The sequence below is a fragment of the Streptomyces sp. NBC_01275 genome (assembly GCF_026340655.1).
GTDB lineage: Bacteria > Actinomycetota > Actinomycetes > Streptomycetales > Streptomycetaceae > Streptomyces.
On record NZ_JAPEOZ010000001.1, the window covers coordinates 1135908 to 1157949 of the forward strand.

Here is a 22042-nt window from a genome sequence, read left to right on the forward strand (position 1 = left end):
CGATCCCGGGTGTGAACCGCGAAGTGACTCTGCCTCTGATCGTCGATGACCGCGGGACCCTGCAGGTGGCTGCCGCCGACGTGAGCAAGCTGCTCCGCACGTTGGGCGGGCGATGGCTGCACCTCGTCGAGGCGGGGGCGGAGGGGCTGGACGAGGACACGGTGGCCGCTCTGACGATCGAGCTCGCGAAGCTGGCCGACCGGATCGACGTGGCGTGCATCGCTCACAGCAGCGGGGGCGCGCCGTAGGGATGCCGTCTCGTCGCCGGGTGAGGGTCTTTCGTGGCTGGTCGCGCCCACGCGGCGGAGCCGCATATCGCTGCGGCCCCACGCCCCTGAGTGGGTCGACCGCCCCCCGGATGGAGTAGTACAGCGCGAAGTCGTCGCTCTTTCGGGTGACCGTGAGGGGAGCACCCCTGTGGGTGAAGCACCCTCTGGAGGCACAGTTCATGGCGACTTTGTGCAGACCCTCGGTGTCGGTTCCGGAGTATGTGATCACGATGGAGGAGACGCTGGACCTCGCGCGCTCCCGCCACTCGGACCATCCCCAGTTGCCGCTGGCCCTCCGGCTGATCGAGAACACGGGCGTCAGGACGCGGCACCTCGTGCGGCCCATCGAGGAGACCCTCGAGCACCCGGGGTTCGAGGAACGCAACCGGGTCTACGTGGCCGAGGCGAAGGCCCGGGTCCCCGCGGTCGTTCAGCGGGCGCTGGACGAGGCGGAGCTGCTCACCGACGACATCGACGTGATCGTCTACGTGTCGTGCACGGGCTTCATGATGCCCTCGCTCACGGCCTGGCTGATCAACGAGATGGACTTCGAGAGCACCACCCGGCAGCTCCCCATCGCCCAGCTGGGCTGCGCGGCCGGCGGCGCCGCGATCAACCGGGCGCACGACTTCTGCACGGCCTACCCCGAGGCCAACGCGCTGATCGTGGCCTGCGAGTTCTGCTCGCTCTGCTACCAGCCCACCGACCTGGGCATCGGCTCCCTGCTCTCCAACGGCCTGTTCGGCGACGGCATCGCGGCCGCCGTGGTGCGCGGCCGGGGCGGCGAGGGCATCCGGCTGGAGCGCAACGGCTCGTACCTGATCCCGAAGACCGAAGAGTGGATCATGTACGACGTCCGGGCCACCGGCTTCCATTTCCTGCTGGACAAGCGGGTGCCCGCCACCATGGAGCCCCTCGCTCCGGCCCTGCAGGACCTCGCGGGGCTGCACGGCTGGGACGCCTCCGACCTGGACTTCTACATAGTCCACGCGGGCGGCCCCCGCATCCTCGACGACCTCAGCAAGTTCCTGCAGGTCGACCCGCACGCCTTCCGCTTCAGCCGGGCCACGCTCACCGAGTACGGCAACATCGCCAGCGCCGTCGTCCTGGACGCGCTGCGCCGGCTCTTCGAGGAGGGCGGCGCGCACGACCGGGCGCGCGGACTGCTCGCCGGGTTCGGTCCCGGCATCACCGCGGAGATGACCCTGGGCCGCTGGCAGCGCACCGACGACAGACGACAGGACGGCGTGAACGCGCGATGACCGACGAGACGACGCTCACCGATACCCTCCCGCCGGTCCGGCACTGGCCTGCCCTGGACCTGACCGGCGTCGACTTCGACCCGGTGCTGACGCAGCTGATGCGGGAGGGTCCGGTCACCCGCATCCAGCTGCCCAACGGCGAGGGCTGGGCGTGGCTGGTCACCCGCATGGACGATGTGCGCACGGTGGCCAACGACCCGCGCTTCAGCCGCGAGGCGGTCATGGACCGGCAGGTCACCCGGCTCGCCCCGCACTTCATCCCGGCCCGCGGCGCGGTCGGCTTCCTGGACCCGCCGGACCACACGCGGCTGCGCCGCTCGGTGGCCGCCGCGTTCACGGCGAAGGGCGTGGAACGGGTCCGCGACCGCTCACGGCGGCTGCTCGACGAACTGGTCGACGAGCTGCTCCAGGACGGCCCGCCCGCCGACCTCACGGCGACCGTTCTCACGCCGTTCCCCATCGCGGTGATCTGCGAGCTGATGGGCGTCCCGGCCGCCGACCGGCACGGCATGCACGACTGGACCCAGCTGATCCTGTCCTCCTCGCACGGCGCGCAGGTCAGCGAGCAGGCCAGGAACGAGATGGGCGCGTACTTCGCCGACCTGATCGGCCGCCGGGAGGGCAGCACGGACGAGGACGTCTCCTCGCTGCTCGGCGCGGCGGTCGGCCGGGGCGAGATCACCCTGGAGGAGGCGGTCGGGCTGGCCGTGCTGCTGCAGATCGGCGGCGAGGCGGTGACGAACAACAGCGGGCAGATGTTCTACCTGCTGCTGACCCGCCCCGACCTGGTCGACCGGCTGCGCACCGACCCGGCCGTCCGCCCCCAGGCCATCGACGAACTCCTGCGCTACATCCCGCACCGCAACGCGGTGGGACTCTCCCGGATCGCGACGCAGGACGTGGAGATCCGGGGCGTGCGGATCCGTGAAGGCGACGCCGTCTACGTCTCGTACCTGGCGGCCAACCGCGACCCGGACGTCTTCCCCGACCCGGAGACGATCGACTTCTCCCGCGCGCCGAACCCGCACGTCTCCTTCGGCTTCGGCCCGCACTACTGCCCCGGCGGCATGCTGGCCCGGCTGGAGTCGCAGCTCCTCGTGGACGCCCTGCTGGACCGCGTCCCGGGCCTGGCGCTCGCGGTCGCGCCGGACCAGGTCCCGTTCAGGAAGGGCGCGTTGATCCGCGGCCCCGAAGCCCTCCCCGTCACATGGTGAGCGACGGGCTCCTCGTGCCGCCGGGCCACGGCAGGGTCGTCCAGACCCCGGCCCAGCGGGTGACGTTCAAGGTGACCGGCACGCACTCGCGCACGGCCTCCACCTTCGAGGTGGAGGTCCCGCCGGGCTTCGACGTCGGCGCCCATGTCCACACCCGCAGCGAGGAGTTGTTCTACGTCCTCGAGGGCGAGCTGGACGTCCTCGCCTTCGAGCCCCGCGTCCGCACCCCCGACAACTGGCAGCGCTGGGAGTCCGGTTCGGGCAACCAGGTGGTACGGGCCACCCCGGGCACGGTCATCGTCGTGCCCCCGGGCTGCCCCCACGCCTTCGCCAACCCGACGGACGCCCCGGCGAGGATGTTCTTCCAGGCTTCCCCGCCGCCGGATCACGAGCGGTATTTCGAGGAGTTGCTGGAGATCCTGGGCAGCGGTGGCCCACCGGATCACACGGCGATCGAGGAACTCCGGAGGCGCTACGACATCGAGCAGCTGACGCCTCTGAAGCACAGGTGAGGCGCGCGTCCTACCGAATCGGCATCCCCGAGAGCGTCCGGGCGATCACCAGCCGCTGGATCTCACTGGTCCCCTCGAAGATCGTGTAGATCGCCGCGTCCCGGTGCATGCGCTCCACGGGATACTCCCGCGTGTACCCGTTCCCGCCGAGAATCTGGATCGCCTGCCCGGTGACCTTCTTGGCCGTCTCGCTCGCGTACAGCTTCGACATCGAGCCCTCCGCGGCAGTGAACGGCTTCCCGCTGATCGCCATCCAGGAAGCCCGCCACACCAGCAGCCGCGCAGCGTCGATCTGCGTCCGCATGTCCGCGAGCTGGAAGGCGACACCCTGGTTGTCGATGATCGGCCGACCGAACTGCTGTCGCGTCATCGCGTAGTCGAGGGCGACCTCGTACGCGGCGCGGGCCGTGCCGACGGCCATCGCGCCGACCGCCGGCCGCGAGGCCTCGAAGGTGGCCATCGCCGCGTTCTTCACCCGCTCGCCGCCCGACTTCGCCCGCTCACGGGCCCGGGCGAGGCGCTCGTCGAGCTTCTCCTTGCCGCCGAGCAGGCAGGAGCCGGGGACGCGCACGTTGTCGAGGACGACCTCGGCGGTGTGCGAGGCGCGGATGCCGTGCTTCTTGAACTTCTGGCCCTGGGCCAGCCCGGGCGTGCCCGCCGGGACGATGAAGGAGGCGTGGCCCTTGGAGCCCAGCTCCGCGTCGACCACGGCCACGACCACGTGGACGTTGGCGATGCCGCCGTTGGTCGCCCAGGTCTTGGTGCCGTTGATCACCCACTCGTCCTTGGCCTCGTCGTACACCGCGCGGGTGCGCATCGAGGCGACGTCGGAGCCTGCGTCGGGCTCGGAGGAGCAGAACGCGGCGACCTTGACGTCGTTCGCGTCGCCGTACATCTGGGGGATCCAGGTGCCGATCTGCTCCTCGGTGCCGTTGGCGAGGACGCCCACGGCGGCGAGGCCGGTGCCCACGATCGACAGGGCGATGCCCGCGTCGCCCCAGAACAGCTCCTCCATGGCCATCGGGATGCCGAGGCCGGTGGGGTCGAAGTACTGCTGGGCGTAGAAGTCGAGGGAGTAGATGCCGACCTTCGCGGCCTCCTGGATGACCGGCCAGGGAGTCTCCTCACGCTCGTCCCATTCGGCGGCCGCGGGGCGGATGACGTCGGCCGCGAAGCCGTGCAGCCAGTCCCGGACCTCCTTCTGTTCGTCGTTGAGCTCCATGGTGAACTCGGCCATGTCCCCTCCAGCGGCGGAACGTAGTGTTACTAGCGGTAACCCTAGTTTGTTACCCGCCAGTAGGGAAAGTCAACTCCTGATGACAGCTCGGCAGCCCGTTCGATGTCAGGCTGTTGTCAGGTGTTAGTTTGCGCAGGCGTCACCGAATCAGCACGGGTGGGGAGAGCACATGGACACCACGCAGCGGACCGAGCAGCAACGGTCCGCCGACCGCCGACGGCGCGAGCTGCTGGAGGCCGCGGACAGAGTGGTGCTGCGCGACGGCCCCCAGGCCTCCATGAACGCCATCGCGGCGGAGGCCGGCATCACCAAGCCGATCCTCTACCGCCACTTCGGCGACAAGGGTGGACTGTACGCCGCCCTCGCCATGCGGCACACCGACGCGCTGCTCGCCTCGCTGCGGGCCGCGCTGGACGCTCCCGCCGAGCGCCGGGAACGGGTCGAGGCGACCCTGGACACCTACCTCGCGGCCATCGAGGCCCGGCCTCAGGTGTACCGGTTCCTGATGCACCCCTCCGAGGGCGGGCAGGGCGTGGACCAGGGGTTCGACGTCGGCAAGCACAGCATTCCGCTGTTGCGGCGGATGGGGGAGGAGCTGGCGCAGGTCATCGAGGAGCGGGTGGATCTCGGGCCGGCGAGTCAGCAGCTCGCCCGTGTCTGGGGGCACGGGATCGTCGGGATGATGCATGCGGCCGGGGACTGGTGGCTGGGGGAACGGCCTTGCACCCGTGCCGAGCTGGTGAGGAGCCTTGCCGACCTGCTGTGGGGTCGCCTGGCGGCGGCGGGGGACAAAGTCGGCGGTCCGGGGTTCTGAGGGTCGTGTCGTGCCCGCGCCTCTAAGGAAGCGATCCCGGCCGGCGCCAAGTCGCTCGCGTTGCTTGACGCATCAGTCTCCGCTTGCGCCAGCCCGTCACGCGATCCGCGTACACGCGTCCCTCCAAGTGATCCGCCTCATGCTGCAAGCATCTGGCGAAGAACCCCGTGCCGTGGATCGTCACCGGCTCGCCGGTCGTCGTGAAGCCCTCGATCACCGCGTGGTCGTAGCGTTCCGTCGCCGCCTCCAGGCCCGGGAGGGAGAGGCAGCCCTCGGGGCCGCGCAGGACGACGCCGTCCGTCTCGACCAGTCTCGGGTTCACCACATGCCCCAGGTGACGGACGTCCTCGTCGTCGGGGCAGTCGTACACGAAGACCCGCAGGGGCTCGCCGACCTGGTTCGCGGCGAGGCCCACGCCCTGGGCCGCGTACATCGTGGCGAACATGTCCTCGACGAGACGGGCGAGTTCGGGGCCGAAGTCGGTGACCTCGCGGCAGGGCGCCCCGAGAATCGGGTCGCCGAGCAGACTGAGGGGCCGGACGCGCCCGTGGGCGCCCGGGATGGAGCCGTGTCGCATGGCGGCAAGGGTACGGTCATTTCTGACACGCGCATGCCGTACGCGGGCGTGAGAAGGTGCCGGGATTCGGGAGTGCGAATGGATCTCGATAGGCTGACCCCCTACCACGTTGCCGTACGGCAGAGGCGCGGCGCGTACGCAAGGAGGATCGAGAACTGATGGCAGGCAACTCGGACCCGCTCACGCCGCGGGCCAAGATCGCCGTGACCGCCGGCAAGGCGGTCGCAGCGGCGTCGCGCGCCGCGGGACGCGGCAGCGGATCGGTGATCGGCGGCCGGGTGGCGCTCAAACTCGACCCCGACCTGCTCGCGCGGCTCGCCCAGAGCCTGGACGTCGTGCTCGTCTCGGCGACCAACGGCAAGACCACGACGACGCGACTGATCGCCGAGGCGCTGCAGGCCGCAGGACCGGTCGTGTCCAACGCGCTCGGCGCCAACATGCCGGCCGGCATCACCTCGGCCCTCGCGGGCGGCTCCGAGGCCCGCTACGGCGTGATCGAGGTCGACGAGAAGTACCTCGCGGGCGTGGCCCGGGACACCGCCCCCAAGTGCATCGCCCTGCTCAACCTCTCCCGCGACCAGCTGGACCGCGCCGCCGAGACCCGCATGCTCGCGGAGAACTGGCGCGAGGGGCTCGCCGGTTCCAAGGCCGTCATCGTCGCCAACGCCGACGACCCGCTGGTGGTGTGGGCCGCGTCCTCCTCCCCCAACGTGATCTGGGTCGCCGCCGGGCAGATGTGGAAGGACGACGCCTGGTCCTGCCCGTCGTGCGGCGGCGTGATGCAGCGCCCCGGCGACGACTGGTTCTGCGGCGAGTGCGGCTTCCGCCGGCCCACGCCGAGCTGGGCGCTCAGCGGCGACCACGTCCTCGACCCGCACGGCTCGGCCTGGCCGATCCACCTCCAGCTGCCGGGCCGCGCCAACAAGGCCAACGCCGCCTCCTCGGCCGCCGTGGCCGCCGTGTTCGGCGTGCCGCCGCAGGTCGCCCTGGAGCGCATGTACCAGGTGCAGGCCGTCGCCGGACGCTACGACGTCGTCCAGTTCATGCAGCGCGATCTGCGACTGCTGCTCGCGAAGAACCCGGCGGGCTGGCTCGAGACGTTCAGCCTGATCGACCCGCCGCCCACCCCGGTCATCCTCTCGGTGAACGCGCGCGGCGCCGACGGCACGGACACCTCCTGGCTGTGGGACGTCGACTACACGCGGCTGACCGGCCACCCGATCTTCGTCCTGGGCGACCGCAAGCTGGACCTCGCGGTGCGGCTGGAGGTCGCCAACCAGCACTTCCAGGTGTGCGAGAGCCTCGACCAGGCCGTGCAGCTGGCGCCGCCCGGCCGCATCGAGGTCATCGCGAACTACACCGCCTTCCAGGACCTGCGCCGCCGCGTCGGCAACTGAGCCCTGAGCAACCGACCAACAAGGACGACGACTTCATGAGCGACAACAGTCTGCGGATCGTCTGGATCTACCCGGACCTGCTCAGCACGTACGGCGACCAGGGCAACGTCCTGGTCGTCGAGCGCCGGGCGCGGCAGCGCGGCCTCGACGTGGCGCGGCTCGACGTGCGCAGCGACCAGCCGATCCCGACCTCCGGCGACATCTACTTCATCGGCGGCGGCGAGGACCGTCCGCAGCGGCTGGCGGCCGAGCGGCTGCGCCGCGACGGGCATCTGTACCAGGCGGTGCAGAACGGCGCGATCGTGTTCGCGGTGTGCGCCGGGTACCAGATCCTGGGCCACGAGTTCGTCAACGACCTCGGCCAGCGCGAGCCCGGTCTCGGTCTGCTGGACGTGACCACGACCCGCGGCGAGGGCGAGCGGTGCGTCGGCGACGTCCTCGCGGACATCGACCCGCGCCTGGGCCTGCCCCCGCTGACCGGCTTCGAGAACCACCAGGGCGTCACCCACCTCGGCCCGACCGCCCGCCCGCTGGCCCGGGTCCAGATCGGCAAGGGCAACGGCACCGGCGACGGCACGGAGGGCGCGTACAACGACACCGTGTTCGGCACGTACATGCACGGGCCGGTGCTCGCCCGCAACCCGCTGATCGCGGACCTGCTGCTGAAGCTGGCCCTCGATGTGAACGCGCTGCCGCCGAGCGACGACCGGTGGTACGAGGCGCTGCGCAATGAGCGCATCGCCGCCGCGCAGCAGCCCGCGTGAGCACCGCCGGACGGCCGGCCTGCGCGACCTGTGTGTTCACCTGCTTTTCAGAGTGCCGTCAGCAGCCCGTCTGACGGTGCATCCGCACAGGTGAGCAGGCACGTCCAGCAGGCGGACGCGTGCTACGGCCCCGCCCCCTCGTGCCGCTAGGGTGGCGGGGATTCGAGCCGGACAGCGTGGTCCGGACCGGCCCACGTGGAGAAGGTTGTTTCGGGCTATGCGCATTGGTGTCCTCACGTCCGGCGGCGACTGCCCCGGCCTGAACGCCGTCATCCGGTCTGTCGTGCACCGCGCCGTGGCCGACCACGGCGACGAGGTCATCGGCTTCCGGGACGGCTGGAAGGGCCTCCTGGAGTGCGACTACCTCAAGCTCGACCTCGACGCGGTGGGCGGCATCCTCGCCCGCGGCGGCACGATCCTCGGCTCCTCCCGGGTCCAGCCCTCGCAGCTGCGGGACGGCGTGGAGCGGGCCCGGGGCCATGTCGAGGAGCTCGGGCTCGACGCGATCATCCCCATCGGCGGTGAGGGCACGCTCAAGGCGGCCCGGCTGATGGCGGACAGCGGGCTGCCGATCGTGGGCGTCCCGAAGACCATCGACAACGACATCGCGGTCACCGACGTCACCTTCGGCTTCGACACCGCGGTGGGCGTCGCGACCGAGGCGCTGGACCGGCTGAAGACCACCGCCGAGTCCCACCAGCGGGTCCTCGTCGTCGAGGTCATGGGCCGCCACACCGGCTGGATAGCGCTGCACTCCGGCATGGCGGCGGGCGCCCACGCCATCGTCGTGCCGGAACGGCCCTTCGACATCGAGGAGCTGGCCGCGCGGGTCGGCGCGCGGTTCGAGGCGGGGAAGCGGTTCGCGATCGTCGTCGCGGCGGAGGGGGCCAAGCCGCAGGCCGGTTCCATGGCCTTCGACGAGGGCGCGAAGGACGTCTACGGGCATGAGCGGTTCGCCGGGATCGCCCGGCAGCTCTCCATCGAGCTGGAGTCGCGCCTCGGCAAGGAGGCCCGGCCGGTGATTCTGGGGCATGTGCAGCGGGGTGGGACGCCGACGGCGTACGACCGCGTGCTCGCCACCCGGTTCGGGTGGCATGCGGTGGAGGCCGTGCACCGGGGTGAGTTCGGACAGATGACGGCCCTGCGCGGGACGGACATCGTGATGGTGCCGCTGGCGGAGGCCGTGGAGACGCTGAAGACGGTCCCGGAGGACCGGTACGCCGAAGCCGAGTGCGTGCTCTAGCCGTACGAGGTCGTACGCCCGCCCCCGGTGACAGGAGTCGCCGGGGGCGGTTCTAGTCTTGTGGGCGGCAGGAAACGTACAACCCCCCACGAATCAGGAGTCGCCCACCATGGATCACAGCGGGCACGGCATGACCATGGATCTGCCGCCGTTCACGCTGGGGCGGGGGCTTCAGTGGTCGGCGGACCCGTTCTTCCTCGTCGCCTGTCTGGTGGGGCTCGGGCTGTACGGGTGGGGGGTGCTGCGGCTGCGGCGGCGCGGGGACGCGTGGCCGGTCGGGCGGACGGTGTCGTACGTCGTCGGCGTGCTGACCGTCATGCTCGTGATGTGCACCCGGCTGAACGACTACGGGATGGTCATGTTCAGCGTGCACATGGTGCAGCACATGGTCATCAGCATGCTGTCGCCGATCCTCGTCCTGCTCGGCGCCCCCATGACGCTCGCGCTGCGGGCGCTGCCGGCCGCCGGAAGGGGGCGCAAGGGGCCGCGTGAGGTGCTGCTGATGTTCCTGCACAGCCGGTACATGCGGATCGTCACGCATCCGGCGTTCACCATCCCGCTGTTCATCGCGAGCCTGTACGCGCTGTACTTCACGCCGATCTTCGACTTCCTGATGGGCTCCAAGGCGGGGCACCTCGCGATGATGGTGCACTTCCTCGCGGTCGGCGTCGTGTTCTTCTGGCCGATCATCGGCGTGGACCCGGGGCCGAACCGGCCGGGCTATCTGATGCGGATGCTGGAGCTGTTCGCGGGCATGCCGTTCCACGCGTTCTTCGGGATCGCGCTGATGATGGCGTCGCAGCCGATGGTGAAGACGTTCGAGAACCCGTCCCCCTCGCTCGGCATCGACGCACTGTCCGACCAGAACGCGGCGGGCGGCATCGCCTGGGCGTTCAGCGAGATCCCGTCGGTGCTGGTGCTGATCGCGCTGCTGTTCCAGTGGTACGGCTCCGAACAGCGGCAGGCCAAGCGTCAGGACCGGGCCGCCGACCGCGACGGCGACAAGGAGCTGGAGGCGTACAACGCCTATCTTGCGTCGCTCTCCGCACGCGGACGCTGAACCCGGGGCACCATGGAGGGGGAACCGCCCTGCCCGGGGCGGTCCTGAGGAGGGTGTCGCGATGGCCGGTTCCACGGACAGCTCCACGAAGACCATGGGGGTGCTCACCGTCGGCGGACTCGTCGTGGTGACCGCCTACACGGTGGCGCTCGGCAGCAACGGCTGGCTGTGGTTCGGCTGGGTCGTGCTCGGGCTGATCACTCTCGCGATGATCGTGATGCGTACGACGTGAGGCCCGCCCGGGGGTGAGCTGTCAGCCGGGGGTGAGGCGGGCCGCCGAGTGCACGCCCGGCTGGTACTTCGGGAGCCGGGCGGTGATCTTCATGCCCGCGCCCAGGGCGGTCTCGATGACCAGGCCGTAGTCGTCGCCGTACACCTGGCGGAGCCGGTCGTCGACGTTGGACAGGCCGATGCCGCCGGAGGGGCTGACCTCGCCGTCCAGGATGCGGCGCAGCAGGACCGGGTCCATGCCGGTCCCGTCGTCCTCGATGACGACCAGGGCCTCGGCGCCCGCGTCCTGGGCGGTGATCTGGATGTGACAGGTGCCCGCCTTGCCCTCCAGACCGTGCTTCACGGCGTTCTCGACGAGCGGCTGGAGGCAGAGGAAGGGCAGGGTCACCGGGAGGACCTCCGGGGCGATCTGCAGGGTGACGGCCAGCCGGTCGCCGAAGCGGGCCCGGACCAGCGCCAGGTAGTGGTCGATGGCGTGCAGTTCGTCGGCGAGGGTGGTGAAGTCGCCGTGCCGGCGGAACGAGTAGCGGGTGAAGTCGGCGAACTCCAGGAGCAGCTCTCGGGCGCGTTCGGGGTCGGTGCGGACGAAGGACGCGATCACGGCCAGCGAGTTGAAGATGAAGTGCGGGGAGATCTGGGCGCGCAGGGCCTTGATCTCCGCCTCGATCAGTTTCGTACGGGACTGGTCGAGATCCGCCAGCTCCAGCTGGACGCTCACCCAGCGGGCGACCTCCCCCGCGGCGCGGACCAGGACCGCCGACTCGCGGGGGGCGCAGGCGACGAGGGCGCCGTGCACCCGGTCGTCGACGGTGAGCGGGGCGACCACGGCCCAGCGGACCGGGCAGTCGGCGTGCTCGCAGGTGAGCCGGAACGCCTCGCCCCGGCCGCTCTCCAGCGGGCCCGCGAGCCGTTCCATGATCTCGGTGCGGTGATGCGAGCCCACCCCGTCCCAGGCCAGCACCTCCTTCTGGTCGGTCAGGCACAGGGCGTCGGTGCCGAGCAGGGTGCGCAGCCGGCGGGCCGACCTGCGGGCCGTCTCCTCGGTCAGGCCCGCCCTGAGCGGGGGCGCGGCGAGGGAGGCGGTGTGCAGGGTCTGGAAGGTGGCGTGCTCGACGGGTGTGCCGAGGCCGCCGAGGCTCTCGGGGCGGGCGGTGCGTCGGCCCAGCCAGAAGCCGGCGGCCAGGAAGGGGAGGATCGCGATGCACAGGCCCGCGAGGAAGCCGCTCATGTCCTCACCTCGCCGGACCGTTCGCCCGGCCGCTCGCCGGACCGTTCGCCCGGCCGTTCGGTGGGCCGTTCGGTGACCCGCTCGCCCGGCCGCTCAGTGGCTCGCAGCGCCTCCGGCAGGTGGAAGCGGGCCAGGATCGCCGCGGTGCCGGCCGGGACCCGGCCCGGGGTGGCCAGGGACACCAGGATCATGGTGAGGAACCCCAGCGGCACGGACCACAGCGCGGGCCAGGCGAGCAGCGCGTGCAGACCGCCCGTGCCGGGCAGGCCCGCCATGGTCGCGGCGACGGCGACGAACGCGGACCCGCCGCCCACCAGCATGCCGGCGGCCGCGCCGGGCGGGGTGAGCCGGCGCCACCAGATGCCGAGGACCAGCAGCGGGCAGAACGAGGACGCCGACACCGCGAAGGCCAGCCCCACCGCGTCGGCCACCGGCAGCCCGCCCACCAGCAGGCTCCCGGCGAGGGGGACGGCCATGGCGAGGCCGGTGCCGAGCCGGAAGTGCCGTACGCCGCGGGCCGGCAGGACGTCCTGGGTGAGCACGCCGGCCACGGCCATGGTGAGCCCCGAGGCGGTGGACAGGAACGCGGCGAACGCGCCCCCGGCGACCAGCGCGCCCAGCAGATCGCCGCCGAGGCCGCCGATCACCCGGTCGGGCAGCAGCAGGACGGCCGCGTCGGCGTCTGCGGTGAGGGCCAGCTCGGGGGCGTAGAGGCGGCCGAGGGCGCCGTAGACGGGCGGGAGGAGGTAGAAGACGCCGATCAGGGCGAGGACGGCGACCGTGGTGCGGCGGGCGGCGACTCCGTGCGGGCTGGTGTAGAAGCGGACGACGACGTGCGGCAGGCCCATGGTGCCGAGGAAGGTGGCGAGGATCAGCCCGTACGTGGCGTACAGCGGGCGTTCCTCGCGGCCGGCGGCCAGGGAGGTGGACATGCCGCCGTTGCCGCCGCGCTCGGCGGTGGGGACGGCGGCGCCCCGCGCGAAGGTGAGGCGGGTGCCGTGCTCGATGCGGTGGGCGCCGGCGGGCAGCCGGAGCACGGCGTCGGTGTACCGGCGGCCGTCGACCGTGCCGTCCACCGTCACGGTCAGGGGACTCTCCAGCCTGAGGTCGAGGGTGTCGTCGACGCGGACCGCCCGCTGCTCGCGGAAGGCGGCCGGCTCCTCGAAGGCGGGCCGGGGGGCTCCGTCGCCCTGCCAGGCGAGGACCAGGAAGAGGGCGGGGACCAGCAGGGCGGTGAGCTTGAGCCAGTACTGGAAGGCCTGCACGAAGGTGATGCTGCGCATGCCGCCCGCGGCGACGGTCGCGGTGACGACGACGGCGACGATCAGCCCGCCGAGGGAGTCGGGTGCGCCGGTGAGGACGGTCAACGTCAGCCCCGCGCCCTGGAGTTGGGGCAGCAGATAGAGCCAGCCCACGCCGACGACGAAGGCGCCGGCGAGCCGCCGCACCGCCTGGGAGGCGAGGCGGGCCTCGGCGAAGTCGGGGAGGGTGTAGGCGCCCGAGCGGCGCAGGGGGGCGGCGACGAACAGCAGCAGGACCAGGTATCCGGCGGTGTAGCCGACCGGGTACCAGAGCATGTCGGGGCCCTGGACGAGGACCAGTCCCGCGATGCCGAGGAAGGAGGCGGCCGAGAGGTACTCGCCGCTGATGGCGGCCGCGTTGAGGCGGGGGCCGACGGTGCGGGAGGCGACGTAGAAGTCGGAGGTGGTGCGGGAGATGCGCAGGCCGAACGCGCCGACGAGGACGGTCGCCACGACGACGAGGGCGACCGCGGGGACGGCGAAGGTGGAGTTCACCGGTCCTCGACCAGCCGGACGAAGTCCCGTTCGTTGCGTTCGGCGCGACGCACGTACCAGCGGGCCAGCAGGACCATGGGGAGGTAGAGGCAGAAGCCGAGGACGGCCCACTCCAGGCGGTGGGCGTCGGGCAGCGCCGCGAAGAGCAGGGGCAGCGGGCCCACGAGCAGGGCGAGCACCGCGCACACCGTGAGCGCGGCGCGCAGTTGGGAGCGCATCAGGGAGCGGACGTAGGTGTGGCCGAGGGTGGTCTGCTCGTCGATCTCGGTGCGCGGACGGTAGTAGCCGGAGGCACGCCGGGTGCGGCGGGGCCGGCCGGTGACGACTACGCGCCGCTCGACGGGGTCCTGGCTGGGCACGTCAGGCTCTCCTCATCAGCAGGTCCCGCAGCTCACGGGCGTGCCGGCGGCTGACCTGGAGCTCCTCGCCGCCGACCAGGACGCTCACCGTGCCCGCGTCCAGGCGGAGTTCGCCGATGTGGTGAAGGGCGACGAGGTGACGGCGGTGGATGCGCACGAAGCCGCGGGCGCGCCAGCGTTCCTCCAGGGTGGACAGCGGTATCCGTACGAGGTGGCTGCCGCGGTCGGTGTGCAGGCGGGCGTAGTCGCCCTGGGCCTCGACGTGGGTGATGTCGTCGACGGCGACGAAGCGGGTCACTCCGCCGAGCTCTACGGGTATGTGGTCGGGGTCGGGCTCGTGCACGGGGATGCGCGGGGCGGTGCCGCGGGGTTCGGCGGCGCTGAGCTCGACGACCCGGCGTACGGCCTCGGCGAGGCGCTCCTTGCGGACGGGTTTGAGGACGTAGTCGACGGCCTTGAGGTCGAAGGCCTGGACGGCGAAGTCCTCGTGGGCGGTGACGAACACGACGAGCGGGGGCCTGGCGAACCCGGTGAGCAGCCGGGCCAGGTCGAGGCCGTCGAGACCCGGCATCTGGATGTCGAGGAAGACGACGTCGACGGCTTCCGGACCGTGCGGGCCGGACTCCAGGGCCCGGTTGATACGACGCAGCGCCTCGGTCGCGTCGCCCGCCCCCTCCACGCTGCCGATCCGGGGATCGGCGGTGAGAAGGTACAACAGCTCCTCCAGCGAGGGGCGTTCGTCGTCGACGGCGAGGGCGCGCAGCATGAAGCTGGAGTGTAGGGGCGATTCGTACGACTGGACATGTGCCGGGGGTGGACGTGGGCGCTGGATACAGTGCCCGCATGAACAGCGGCCCTGCCCCTTTCGACGAGCTCGACCGGAAGATCATCACCGCTCTGATGGCGAACGCCAGGACGAGCTTCGCCGAGATCGGCACGGAGATCGGGCTGTCCTCGACGGCGGTGAAGCGTCGGGTGGACCGGTTGCGGGAGACCGGGGTGATCACGGGGTTCACGGCGACGGTGCGGCCGTGGGCGCTGGGCTGGCGTACGGAGGCGTATGTGGAGGTGTACTGCGAGGGCGCGGCCCCGCCGAGGCGGCTGGCGGAGGTGGTGCGCAACCATCCGGAGATCACCGCGGCGATGACGGTGACGGGCGGGGCGGACGCGTTGCTGCATGTGCGGGCGCGGGACGTGGGGCACTTCGAGAACGTGCTGGAGCGCATCCGGGCCGAGCCGTTCATCCGGAAGACGATCAGCGTCATGGTGCTGTCGCATCTGCTGCCGGAGAGCCCGGAGGCGGGCGCCGGCCGGCCCGCTCCTGAACAGACGACCGAGTGATCACCCATATGAACGTTCCCATGCGCAGCGAACCTGCGCCGAGCGGCGACATCACGCAGCGATCCTGCGTGAACACGCAACGCCTGTTTCTTGTCGAGCGCCTCCGCAATTTCCTACCGTTGGTGTCAACCCTCAGTAGACACCGCAGGAAAAGCGGAGGAACCCCTCTGTGTCCGAAAGCCGTCTGCAGCGCCCCCGGCGCTTTCTCGTCTGCGAACCCAGACACTTCGCCGTGCAGTACGCGATCAACCCCTGGATGCATCCCGACACCCCCGTCGACGTCGACCTCGCCCAGGAGCAGTGGCAGGCGCTGATCCGTGCCTACCGTGCGCACGGCCACGCCGTCGACACCGTGGAGCCGGCCCCCGGTCTCCCGGACATGGTCTTCGCCGCGAACTCGGCGGTCGTCGTCGGCGGCCGCGTCTTCGGCTCCCTCTTCCACGCCTCCGAGCGACGCGCCGAGTCGTCGCACTACGACACCTGGTTCAAGACGGCCGGGTACGACGTGTACCGCCCGGAGAACGTGTGCGAGGGCGAGGGCGACCTGGTGTGGACGGGCCGGTACGTGCTGGCCGGCACCGGGTTCCGCACCACCCGTGAGGCACACCGCGAGGTGCAGGAGTTCTTCGGCCACCCGGTGATCAGCCTGACGCTGGTGGACCCGCACTTCTACCACCTCGACACGGCGCTGTTCGTCCTGGACGACGACAATGTCTGTTACTACCCGGAGGCGTTCTCGCCGGGCAGCCGCGAGGTGCTCGCGCGGCTGTACCCGGCCGCGGTGCTCGCCGGCCGCGACGACGCCATGGCGTTCGGGCTGAACTCCGTCTGCGACGGCCGCCATGTCTTCATCGCCCCCAGGGCCGAGGCCCTCGCGGGCCAGCTGGCCGACCGCGGCTATGTCCCCGTCCCCGTCGACCTCTCGGAGTTCCAGAAGGCCGGCGGCGGCATCAAGTGCTGCACCCAGGAGATCCGCTCATGACCGCACCCGTCGTCCCGCCGCGTTCGTCGCGTTCCTCGAGTTCATCAGGTTCCTCGAGTTCATCGAGTTCATCGGGTTCGGCGCGTTCGTCTTCGTCTCGTTCGTCCGAGGAGCTGATCCGCGCCGAGGAGCCCGTCCTCGCGCACAACTACCATCCGCTGCCGGTCGTCGTCGCGAGCGCCGAGGGCGCCTGGGTCGAGGACGTCGAGGGCCGCCGCTACCTCGACCTGCTCGCCGGCTACTCGGCTCTCAACTTCGGCCATCGCCACCCCCTGCTGATCGAGGCCGCGCACCGCCAGCTGGACCGCCTCACCCTCACCTCCCGCGCCTTCCACAACGACCGTCTCGCCGAGTTCGCCGAGCGACTCGCGGGGCTGACCGGCCTGGACATGGTGCTGCCGATGAACACGGGCGCGGAGGCGGTCGAGAGCGGCATCAAGGTGGCCCGCAAGTGGGCCTACGAGGTGAAGGGCGTCCCCGCCGACCGGGCGACGATCGTGGTCGCCGCGGAGAACTTCCACGGCCGCACGACGACGATCGTGAGCTTCTCGACGGACGAGACGGCGCGCGCCGGGTTCGGTCCGTTCACCCCGGGCTTCCGGATCGTGCCGTACAACGACCTGGCCGCGCTGGAGGCGGCGGTCGACGAGACGACGGCCGCGGTGCTGATCGAGCCCATCCAGGGCGAGGCCGGCGTCGTCATCCCCGACGACGGCTATCTCACCGGGGTGCGGGAGATCACCCGGCGTGAGAACTGTCTGTTCATCGCGGACGAGATCCAGTCCGGGCTCGGGCGGACGGGGCGGACGCTGGCCGTGGACCACGAAGGGGTCGTCCCCGACATGCTGCTCCTCGGCAAGGCGCTGGGCGGCGGAATCGTGCCGGTGTCGGCGGTGGTGGCCCGGCGCGATGTGCTGTCGGTGCTGCGGCCCGGCGAGCACGGGTCGACGTTCGGCGGCAATCCACTGGCCGCGGCGGTCGGCACGGCGGTGGTGGAGCTGCTGGAGACGGGCGAGTTCCAGCGCCGGGCGGCCGAGCTGGGCGTCGTCCTGCGGGACGGGCTGACCGGGCTGGTCGGCAAGGGCGTCGTCGGCTTCCGGGCGCGGGGCCTGTGGGCCGGGGTCGACGTCGACCCCGCGCTCGGCACCGGCCGCGAGGTGAGCAAGCGCCTGATGCGGGAGGGCGTCCTGGTCAAGGACACCCACGGCTCGACGATCCGGCTGGCGCCGCCGCTGACCATCACCGGCGAGGAACTGGGGTCGGCCCTGGGCTCGTTGGCGAAGGTGCTGCGGCAGGGCTGAGGCAGGGGGGCGGCGGCTCCTCTCCGCTCCCGAGTGGCTCGGTCGTCGTCGTGCAGGCAGGGTGATGAATGAGTCAGGAGGTGGTAGACCACTCTCAGCGACAGAGAGGTCGACCGTGGGCACACACGACGAGGACGACGTCGCCCGCCGGCCGTTCGACGTGGCGGATGCCGCCCCCTTGCTGCTCGACGCCCGGGGCCTGGTGACGGGCTGGACCCGGGACGCGCAGCGGCTGCTCGGCTATCCGGCCGTCGAGGCCGTGGGCCGGGAGCTGGCCGGGCTGCTCGGCGCGGCGGACGCCGGGCGGGTCCCGGACGTGCTCGCCCGGTGCCGCTCGAACGGCGGCTGGACGGGGCTGCTCACCGCCCGGCACCAGGACGGGCGGCCGGTGCCGGTCATGGCCCGCGTCATCTCCGCCCAGGAGCCTGACCCGCCCGAACCACCCGACGCCCCCGAGGCCCCTGACGCCCCCGGCCGGCGCGACGAGCGCGGCGTGCACGGTGAGCCCGCGCGCTGGCTGGTCCTGTTGAGCGACGTGGCCGACGCTCCCGGCTGGAACATGAACCGTTCGGTGCTGGAGCAGATGCTGGACGACGCGCCGATCGGCATCGCGATCGTGGACACGGACCTGCGCTACGTCTGGTCCAACACGGCCCTGGCCCGCTTCGGCGGGGGCCCGCCCGCGCACCGGCTGGGACTGCGGCTGGCGGACGTCCAGCCGGGTCTGGACTCCGCCGCCGTGGAGGCGCAGATGCGGCGGGTGCTGGCGAGCGGGGAGCCCGTCGTCGACTACGAGCACCTGGGACGGGTGCGGGCCGCGCCGCACCGGGAGACGGCGCACATGCTGTCCTTCACCCGGCTCGACGACGACCAGGGCCACCCCCTGGGCGTCTACTACACGGTCGTGGACATGACCGACCGGCACCGCGCCCGGCAGCGCCTCGCCCTGCTGGACCGGGCCGGCCGGCGCATAGGCCGCAGCCTGGACATCGTGCGGACCGCGCAGGAACTGGCCGACGTGGCGGTGCCGGTGTTCGCCGACGCCGTGGTGGTGGACCTGCTGGAGCCGGTGCTGCGGGGCGCGGAGCCGGCCCCGGGGCAGACGGACGCCGGCCCGCACGCCTCGGTCGCCCTGCGCCGGGCGGGCCGCCGAACGGACGACGGCCTCGCCGGCGCACCCGCCGAGGAAGAGACCCCCGGCCGCGCCGACCGCGTCCCGTCCGTCGTGTACCCCGCCGGCTCGCCCCCGGTCCGTTGTCTGCTCAGCGGGCGTCCCTGGCTGACCGAGCGGGTCGATCCGCCGGGCGAGGAGTGGGTAGGGGGACTGCTCGGGGAGTCCGAGCCGCCCAGTGCTCTGATCGTGCCGGTCCGGGCGCGGGGCGCGACCCTGGGCGTCACCACGTTCCTGCGCCGCCCCGCGCACGAGCCCTTCGGCGAGGACGACCTGGCCCTGGCCGAGGATCTCGTCTCACGGGCGGCCGTCTGCGTGGACAACGCCCGCCGCTACACCCGCGAGCGCGACGCGGCCCTGGTCCTCCAGCGCAACCTGCTCCCCCGCCGGCTGCCCGAGCAGGACGCGGTCGAGGTGGCCGCCTGCTACCGCCCGGCCGACGAGCTGACCGGCCTCGGCGGGGACTGGTACGACCTCATCCCGCTGTCGGCGGCGCGGGTGGCGCTCGTCGTGGGCGAGGTCCCCGGGCACGGCATCGCCGCCGCCGCGGCCATGGGACGCGTACGCACGGCCGTACGCACGCTCGCCGCGCTGGATCTGCCGCCTGAGGAGATCCTGGCGCATCTCGACGACCTGGTCGCCCGGATGGACCACGAGGAGGGCGGGTGGCCGCAGGACGTTCCGCAGACCGTGGGGTGCGGGTGCGTGTACGTCGTCTACGACCCCGTGGACGGGCGGTGCGCGATGGCCGCCGCCGGACACCCCGCCCCGGCCGTCGTGCTGCCCGACGGCACGGTCACCTTCGTCGAGCTGCCCCAGGGGCCGCCGCTGGGCGCGGGCGGGCCGCCGTTCGAGTCGGTCGAGGTGACCCTGCCGGAGGGCAGCACGCTCGCGCTGCACACGGACGGTCTGCTGCTGGCCGAGGGCGAGCAGTGGGCGCTGGACACGGACCGGAACCGGCTGCGGCAGGCCCTGGAACGGCCGGAGGCGCGGATCGACCTGCGCTGCCGGACCGTGATCGACGCCCTCGTCCCGGCCCGGCCGCACGACGACGTGGCCCTGCTGATGGCCCGCACCCGACGCCTGGAGGCGGACCGGGTCGCCGACTGGGAGCTGCCCGCCGACCCGGCCGCGGTCGCCGAGGCCCGCAAGACCGCGAGCCGCCGACTGGCGGAGTGGGGGCTGTCCGAGTTGTCGTTCACGACCGAGCTGGTCGTCAGCGAGCTGGTCACCAACGCCATCCGGTACGCGACCGGCCCGATCCGACTGCGGCTGATCCGTGAGCGCACGCTGGTCTGCGAGGTCTTCGACGGCGGTGCCACCGCCCCCCACCTGCGCCATCCGCGCGCCACGGACGAGGGCGGCCGCGGTCTGCTGCTGGTCTCGCAGGTCACCCAGCGCTGGGGCACCCGCTTCCTCCCCGAGGGGAAGATCATCTGGGCCGAGCAGTCGCTCACCGACCCCGGCATGTGACCCGCCGGCCCACGAACGTCACATTCCATGGGAAAATGGCGCAATACCGGCGGATATGGAGCGGTACCGGCGGATGGGGCGCAGGCCATGAACGACTCGGCGATCGACTACGCAGCGGTGTTCCAGGCCCTGCCCGGCATGGTGGCGCTGCTGACGCCCGAGTTGCGGTACACGGAGGTCAACGAGGAGTACCTGCGCGGGGCCGGTCGCATGCGCGAGCAGGTCGTCGGCCGGCATCTCTTCGAGGTCTTCCCGGACAACCCCAACGACCCCGCCGCGAACGGCATCCGCAATCTGGCGGCCTCGCTGCGCCGGGTGGTGACCACCGGCGAACGGGACGCCATGGCCCTGCAGCGCTACGACGTCGAGTCGGCCGAGCGGCCCGGGGAGTGGGAGGAGCGCTACTGGAGCACGGTCAACGCGCCGGTGCTGGACCCGGACGGGTCGGTGGTGCTGCTGGTGCACCGGGTCGAGGAGGTCACCGAGCTGATCCGCGCCCGGGGCCGCCGCGGCGGAGGCGGGGCCGGGGGCAAGGCCGGGCCCCGGGGCCGGGTCCTGGAGGCCGAGCTGTACACGCGCGCCCGTGAGCTCCAGGAGCTCAACGAGCGGCTGCGGCTGGCGCACGCCCGCGAGCGCGAGGTGGCCCTCGCCCTGCAGGAGGCGATGCTGCCCGCCGGCCGAGGGGTCGGGCACCATCGGGCGGCGGTGCGCTACCGGCCGGCGGTCGGCGCGCTGAACGTGTGCGGGGACTGGTACGACCTGGTCGACCTGGTCGGCGGCCACCGTATCGGGGTGTCGGTCGGGGACGTCGTCGGGCACGGCCTGGAGGCCGCCGGGGTGATGGGCCAGCTGCGCAGCGCGCTCAGCGCCGCCTCCCGGGTCGCCGAGGGGCCGGCGGAGGCCCTGAACGTCCTCGGGCGGTACGCGAACGTGGTGGACGGCGCGGAGTCGGCCACCGCGGTGACGACGTTCATCGACTTCGACCACCACACGATCACCTACAGCAGCGCCGGCCATCCCCCGCCGGTGCTCGTCCACGCCGACGGCCGGGTGGAGTTCCTCGACCAGGCCACCGACCCGCCGCTCGACGCCCGCCCCGCCCCGGTCCCCCGGCCGCAGGCGTGCACCTCCTTCGCCGACGGCGCCACCCTCGCGCTGTACACCGACGGTCTGGTGGAACGGCGGCACGAGGACATCGACACGGGCCTGAACCGGCTCGCCGACGCCCTGGCCCGGCACCGGGACGCCGACCCCGAAACCCTCGCGGACGCCGTCCTGTTGGAGCTTCTGCCGCCCGGCGGCGCGACCGACGACACGGCCCTGGTGGTGGTACGGCTGTGAGTCCTACCGCCGGTTGATGCCGGACAGGTAGACGCCGTAGAAGTTCAGCATCGTGAGGGTGCGTGCCCGGGTCCGCTCCTTCATGTACGGCCAGGCGGCCTCCACCAGGCCGTCGGCGTTCAGGAGCTGTTCGAGGACCTGGAAGTAGGCGGCGCCCCGGACGCTCTCCAGGGAGTGCTCCGTGAGTCGCTCCACGAAGTCCCAGCAGCGCCGCAGCAGTTCCGTGTCCGGGGCCGGACTCTCCAGCTGCGGCATCAGCACCGGCGTCGTGAAGCACTCGGCCAGCACCGAGTACAGGTCCAGGGCCGCGTCTTCGGTCAGAACGGCCGCTTCCGCCGCCATCTGGTACTTCTCGGCGATGAACTCCGCGGATTCGGGAACGGTGCGCAGCAGAAGGGAGGGAACCTCGTCGAAGGGGATTTCGTTCATCTGTCTTTCCGGTTCGTCTTTCTGGTTCGTCTTTCCGGTTC

22 protein-coding genes are annotated in these 22042 nt (G+C 71.9%); 15 read left to right on the forward strand and 7 right to left on the reverse strand.

From position 1 onward, the window contains the following. The first annotated feature begins 11 nt into the window (after positions 1 to 11). From OG562_RS04785 to OG562_RS04800, 4 genes are all read left to right on the forward strand, one after another. Positions 12 to 248, forward strand: a complete 237-nt coding sequence (locus OG562_RS04785; protein WP_057580803.1) for a DUF6213 family protein — start codon at positions 12 to 14, stop codon at positions 246 to 248. A 200-nt stretch (positions 249 to 448) separates the two neighbouring features. Then, positions 449 to 1531, forward strand: a complete 1083-nt coding sequence (locus OG562_RS04790) for a type III polyketide synthase (RefSeq protein WP_266409020.1) — start codon at positions 449 to 451, stop codon at positions 1529 to 1531. Then, on the forward strand, positions 1528 to 2745 hold the full coding sequence (locus OG562_RS04795) for a cytochrome P450 (RefSeq protein ID WP_266393950.1): 1218 nt from the start codon (positions 1528 to 1530) through the stop codon (positions 2743 to 2745). The genes OG562_RS04790 and OG562_RS04795 overlap by 4 nt, the downstream gene beginning before the upstream one ends. Next, positions 2739 to 3257 carry a cupin domain-containing protein gene (locus OG562_RS04800; protein ID WP_266393959.1) on the forward strand — a complete coding sequence of 173 codons (519 nt, stop codon included), beginning with the start codon at positions 2739 to 2741 and terminating at the stop codon, positions 3255 to 3257. Before OG562_RS04795 ends, OG562_RS04800 begins: the two co-directional genes overlap by 7 nt. 10 nt (positions 3258 to 3267) lie before the next feature. On the opposite strand, the gene OG562_RS04805 is transcribed toward OG562_RS04800, so the two are convergent. After that, a complete protein-coding gene (locus OG562_RS04805; protein ID WP_266393962.1) occupies positions 3268 to 4494 on the reverse strand; it encodes an acyl-CoA dehydrogenase family protein in 1227 nt (408 codons plus the stop codon). A gap of 169 nt (positions 4495 to 4663) precedes the next feature. On the opposite strand from OG562_RS04805, the gene OG562_RS04810 reads away from it, so the two are divergent. After that, entirely contained in the window at positions 4664 to 5308 is a 645-nt protein-coding gene (locus OG562_RS04810; protein ID WP_266393965.1) for a TetR family transcriptional regulator, read from the forward strand. Between the two features lie 22 nt (positions 5309 to 5330). On the opposite strand, the gene def is transcribed toward OG562_RS04810, so the two are convergent. Continuing rightward, positions 5331 to 5885: a peptide deformylase gene (gene def, locus OG562_RS04815; protein ID WP_266393968.1), complete on the reverse strand. Its 555-nt coding sequence runs from the start codon at positions 5883 to 5885 to the stop codon at positions 5331 to 5333. Between the two features lie 158 nt (positions 5886 to 6043). On the opposite strand from def, the gene OG562_RS04820 reads away from it, so the two are divergent. The 5 genes from OG562_RS04820 (at position 6044) to OG562_RS04840 (ending at position 10581) form a co-directional block, all read left to right on the forward strand. Further along, entirely contained in the window at positions 6044 to 7282 is a 1239-nt protein-coding gene (locus OG562_RS04820; RefSeq protein WP_266393971.1) for a MurT ligase domain-containing protein, read from the forward strand. Positions 7283 to 7317: 35 nt separating this feature from the next. Beyond that, positions 7318 to 8046 (forward strand): type 1 glutamine amidotransferase, encoded by a 729-nt coding sequence (locus tag OG562_RS04825; RefSeq protein ID WP_266393974.1) that lies wholly within the window; start codon positions 7318 to 7320, stop codon positions 8044 to 8046. Between the two features lie 217 nt (positions 8047 to 8263). Next, positions 8264 to 9289, forward strand: a complete 1026-nt coding sequence (locus tag OG562_RS04830) for a 6-phosphofructokinase (RefSeq protein WP_266393977.1) — start codon at positions 8264 to 8266, stop codon at positions 9287 to 9289. A gap of 109 nt (positions 9290 to 9398) precedes the next feature. Further along, positions 9399 to 10349, forward strand: a complete 951-nt coding sequence (locus tag OG562_RS04835; RefSeq protein ID WP_266393980.1) for a cytochrome c oxidase assembly protein — start codon at positions 9399 to 9401, stop codon at positions 10347 to 10349. Positions 10350 to 10410: 61 nt separating this feature from the next. Beyond that, positions 10411 to 10581 carry a hypothetical protein gene (locus tag OG562_RS04840; RefSeq protein ID WP_266393983.1) on the forward strand — a complete coding sequence of 57 codons (171 nt, stop codon included), beginning with the start codon at positions 10411 to 10413 and terminating at the stop codon, positions 10579 to 10581. Between the two features lie 21 nt (positions 10582 to 10602). Here the strand turns inward: OG562_RS04840 and OG562_RS04845 are convergent, their stop codons facing one another. The 4 genes from OG562_RS04845 to OG562_RS04860 are packed head-to-tail and all read right to left on the reverse strand — an operon-like array spanning position 10603 to position 14729. Next, complete coding sequence (locus OG562_RS04845; protein WP_266393986.1) at positions 10603 to 11808, reverse strand: sensor histidine kinase; 1206 nt, start codon at positions 11806 to 11808, stop codon at positions 10603 to 10605. Next, entirely contained in the window at positions 11805 to 13604 is a 1800-nt protein-coding gene (locus OG562_RS04850) for a cation acetate symporter (RefSeq protein WP_266393989.1), read from the reverse strand. The genes OG562_RS04845 and OG562_RS04850 overlap by 4 nt, the downstream gene beginning before the upstream one ends. Further along, on the reverse strand, positions 13601 to 13963 hold the full coding sequence (locus tag OG562_RS04855; RefSeq protein WP_266393992.1) for a hypothetical protein: 363 nt from the start codon (positions 13961 to 13963) through the stop codon (positions 13601 to 13603). The genes OG562_RS04850 and OG562_RS04855 overlap by 4 nt, the downstream gene beginning before the upstream one ends. Position 13964: 1 nt before the next feature. Next, on the reverse strand, positions 13965 to 14729 hold the full coding sequence (locus tag OG562_RS04860) for a LytTR family DNA-binding domain-containing protein (protein ID WP_266393995.1): 765 nt from the start codon (positions 14727 to 14729) through the stop codon (positions 13965 to 13967). 77 nt (positions 14730 to 14806) lie between these two features. On the opposite strand from OG562_RS04860, the gene OG562_RS04865 reads away from it, so the two are divergent. The 5 genes from OG562_RS04865 to OG562_RS04885 all read left to right on the forward strand — a co-directional run bounded on the left by OG562_RS04865 (position 14807) and on the right by OG562_RS04885 (position 21572). Then, on the forward strand, positions 14807 to 15304 hold the full coding sequence (locus OG562_RS04865) for an Lrp/AsnC family transcriptional regulator (protein WP_266393997.1): 498 nt from the start codon (positions 14807 to 14809) through the stop codon (positions 15302 to 15304). 169 nt (positions 15305 to 15473) lie between these two features. After that, complete coding sequence (ddaH, locus tag OG562_RS04870; RefSeq protein ID WP_266394006.1) at positions 15474 to 16286, forward strand: dimethylargininase; 813 nt, start codon at positions 15474 to 15476, stop codon at positions 16284 to 16286. Beyond that, a complete protein-coding gene (gene rocD, locus OG562_RS04875; RefSeq protein ID WP_266394009.1) occupies positions 16283 to 17587 on the forward strand; it encodes an ornithine--oxo-acid transaminase in 1305 nt (434 codons plus the stop codon). Before ddaH ends, rocD begins: the two co-directional genes overlap by 4 nt. A gap of 115 nt (positions 17588 to 17702) precedes the next feature. Beyond that, on the forward strand, positions 17703 to 20231 hold the full coding sequence (locus OG562_RS04880) for a SpoIIE family protein phosphatase (protein ID WP_266394011.1): 2529 nt from the start codon (positions 17703 to 17705) through the stop codon (positions 20229 to 20231). 87 nt (positions 20232 to 20318) lie between these two features. Further along, positions 20319 to 21572 (forward strand): PP2C family protein-serine/threonine phosphatase, encoded by a 1254-nt coding sequence (locus OG562_RS04885; RefSeq protein WP_266394014.1) that lies wholly within the window; start codon positions 20319 to 20321, stop codon positions 21570 to 21572. A gap of 3 nt (positions 21573 to 21575) precedes the next feature. On the opposite strand, the gene OG562_RS04890 is transcribed toward OG562_RS04885, so the two are convergent. Continuing rightward, entirely contained in the window at positions 21576 to 22001 is a 426-nt protein-coding gene (locus OG562_RS04890) for a hypothetical protein (protein ID WP_266394017.1), read from the reverse strand. Between the last annotated feature and the right edge of the window lie 41 nt (positions 22002 to 22042).

Excerpts from the sequence above, each read along its gene's own strand:
- rocD (WP_266394009.1), top strand. The coding sequence starts at position 16,283 with ATGACCGCACCCGTCGTCCCGCCGCGTTCGTCGCGTTCCTCGAGTTCA.
- OG562_RS04795 (WP_266393950.1), top strand. The coding sequence starts at position 1,528 with ATGACCGACGAGACGACGCTCACCGATACCCTCCCGCCGGTCCGGCAC.
- OG562_RS04840 (WP_266393983.1), top strand. The coding sequence starts at position 10,411 with ATGGCCGGTTCCACGGACAGCTCCACGAAGACCATGGGGGTGCTCACC.
- OG562_RS04890 (WP_266394017.1), bottom strand. The coding sequence starts at position 22,001 with ATGAACGAAATCCCCTTCGACGAGGTTCCCTCCCTTCTGCTGCGCACC.
- OG562_RS04835 (WP_266393980.1), top strand. The coding sequence starts at position 9,399 with ATGGATCACAGCGGGCACGGCATGACCATGGATCTGCCGCCGTTCACG.
- OG562_RS04865 (WP_266393997.1), top strand. The coding sequence starts at position 14,807 with ATGAACAGCGGCCCTGCCCCTTTCGACGAGCTCGACCGGAAGATCATC.
- OG562_RS04800 (WP_266393959.1), top strand. The coding sequence starts at position 2,739 with ATGGTGAGCGACGGGCTCCTCGTGCCGCCGGGCCACGGCAGGGTCGTC.
- OG562_RS04825 (WP_266393974.1), top strand. The coding sequence starts at position 7,318 with ATGAGCGACAACAGTCTGCGGATCGTCTGGATCTACCCGGACCTGCTC.
- OG562_RS04805 (WP_266393962.1), bottom strand. The coding sequence starts at position 4,494 with ATGGCCGAGTTCACCATGGAGCTCAACGACGAACAGAAGGAGGTCCGG.
- OG562_RS04860 (WP_266393995.1), bottom strand. The coding sequence starts at position 14,729 with ATGCTGCGCGCCCTCGCCGTCGACGACGAACGCCCCTCGCTGGAGGAG.
- def (WP_266393968.1), bottom strand. The coding sequence starts at position 5,885 with ATGCGACACGGCTCCATCCCGGGCGCCCACGGGCGCGTCCGGCCCCTC.
- OG562_RS04830 (WP_266393977.1), top strand. The coding sequence starts at position 8,264 with ATGCGCATTGGTGTCCTCACGTCCGGCGGCGACTGCCCCGGCCTGAAC.
- OG562_RS04810 (WP_266393965.1), top strand. The coding sequence starts at position 4,664 with ATGGACACCACGCAGCGGACCGAGCAGCAACGGTCCGCCGACCGCCGA.
- OG562_RS04790 (WP_266409020.1), top strand. The coding sequence starts at position 449 with ATGGCGACTTTGTGCAGACCCTCGGTGTCGGTTCCGGAGTATGTGATC.
- OG562_RS04820 (WP_266393971.1), top strand. The coding sequence starts at position 6,044 with ATGGCAGGCAACTCGGACCCGCTCACGCCGCGGGCCAAGATCGCCGTG.
- OG562_RS04845 (WP_266393986.1), bottom strand. The coding sequence starts at position 11,808 with ATGAGCGGCTTCCTCGCGGGCCTGTGCATCGCGATCCTCCCCTTCCTG.
- OG562_RS04885 (WP_266394014.1), top strand. The coding sequence starts at position 20,319 with ATGAACGACTCGGCGATCGACTACGCAGCGGTGTTCCAGGCCCTGCCC.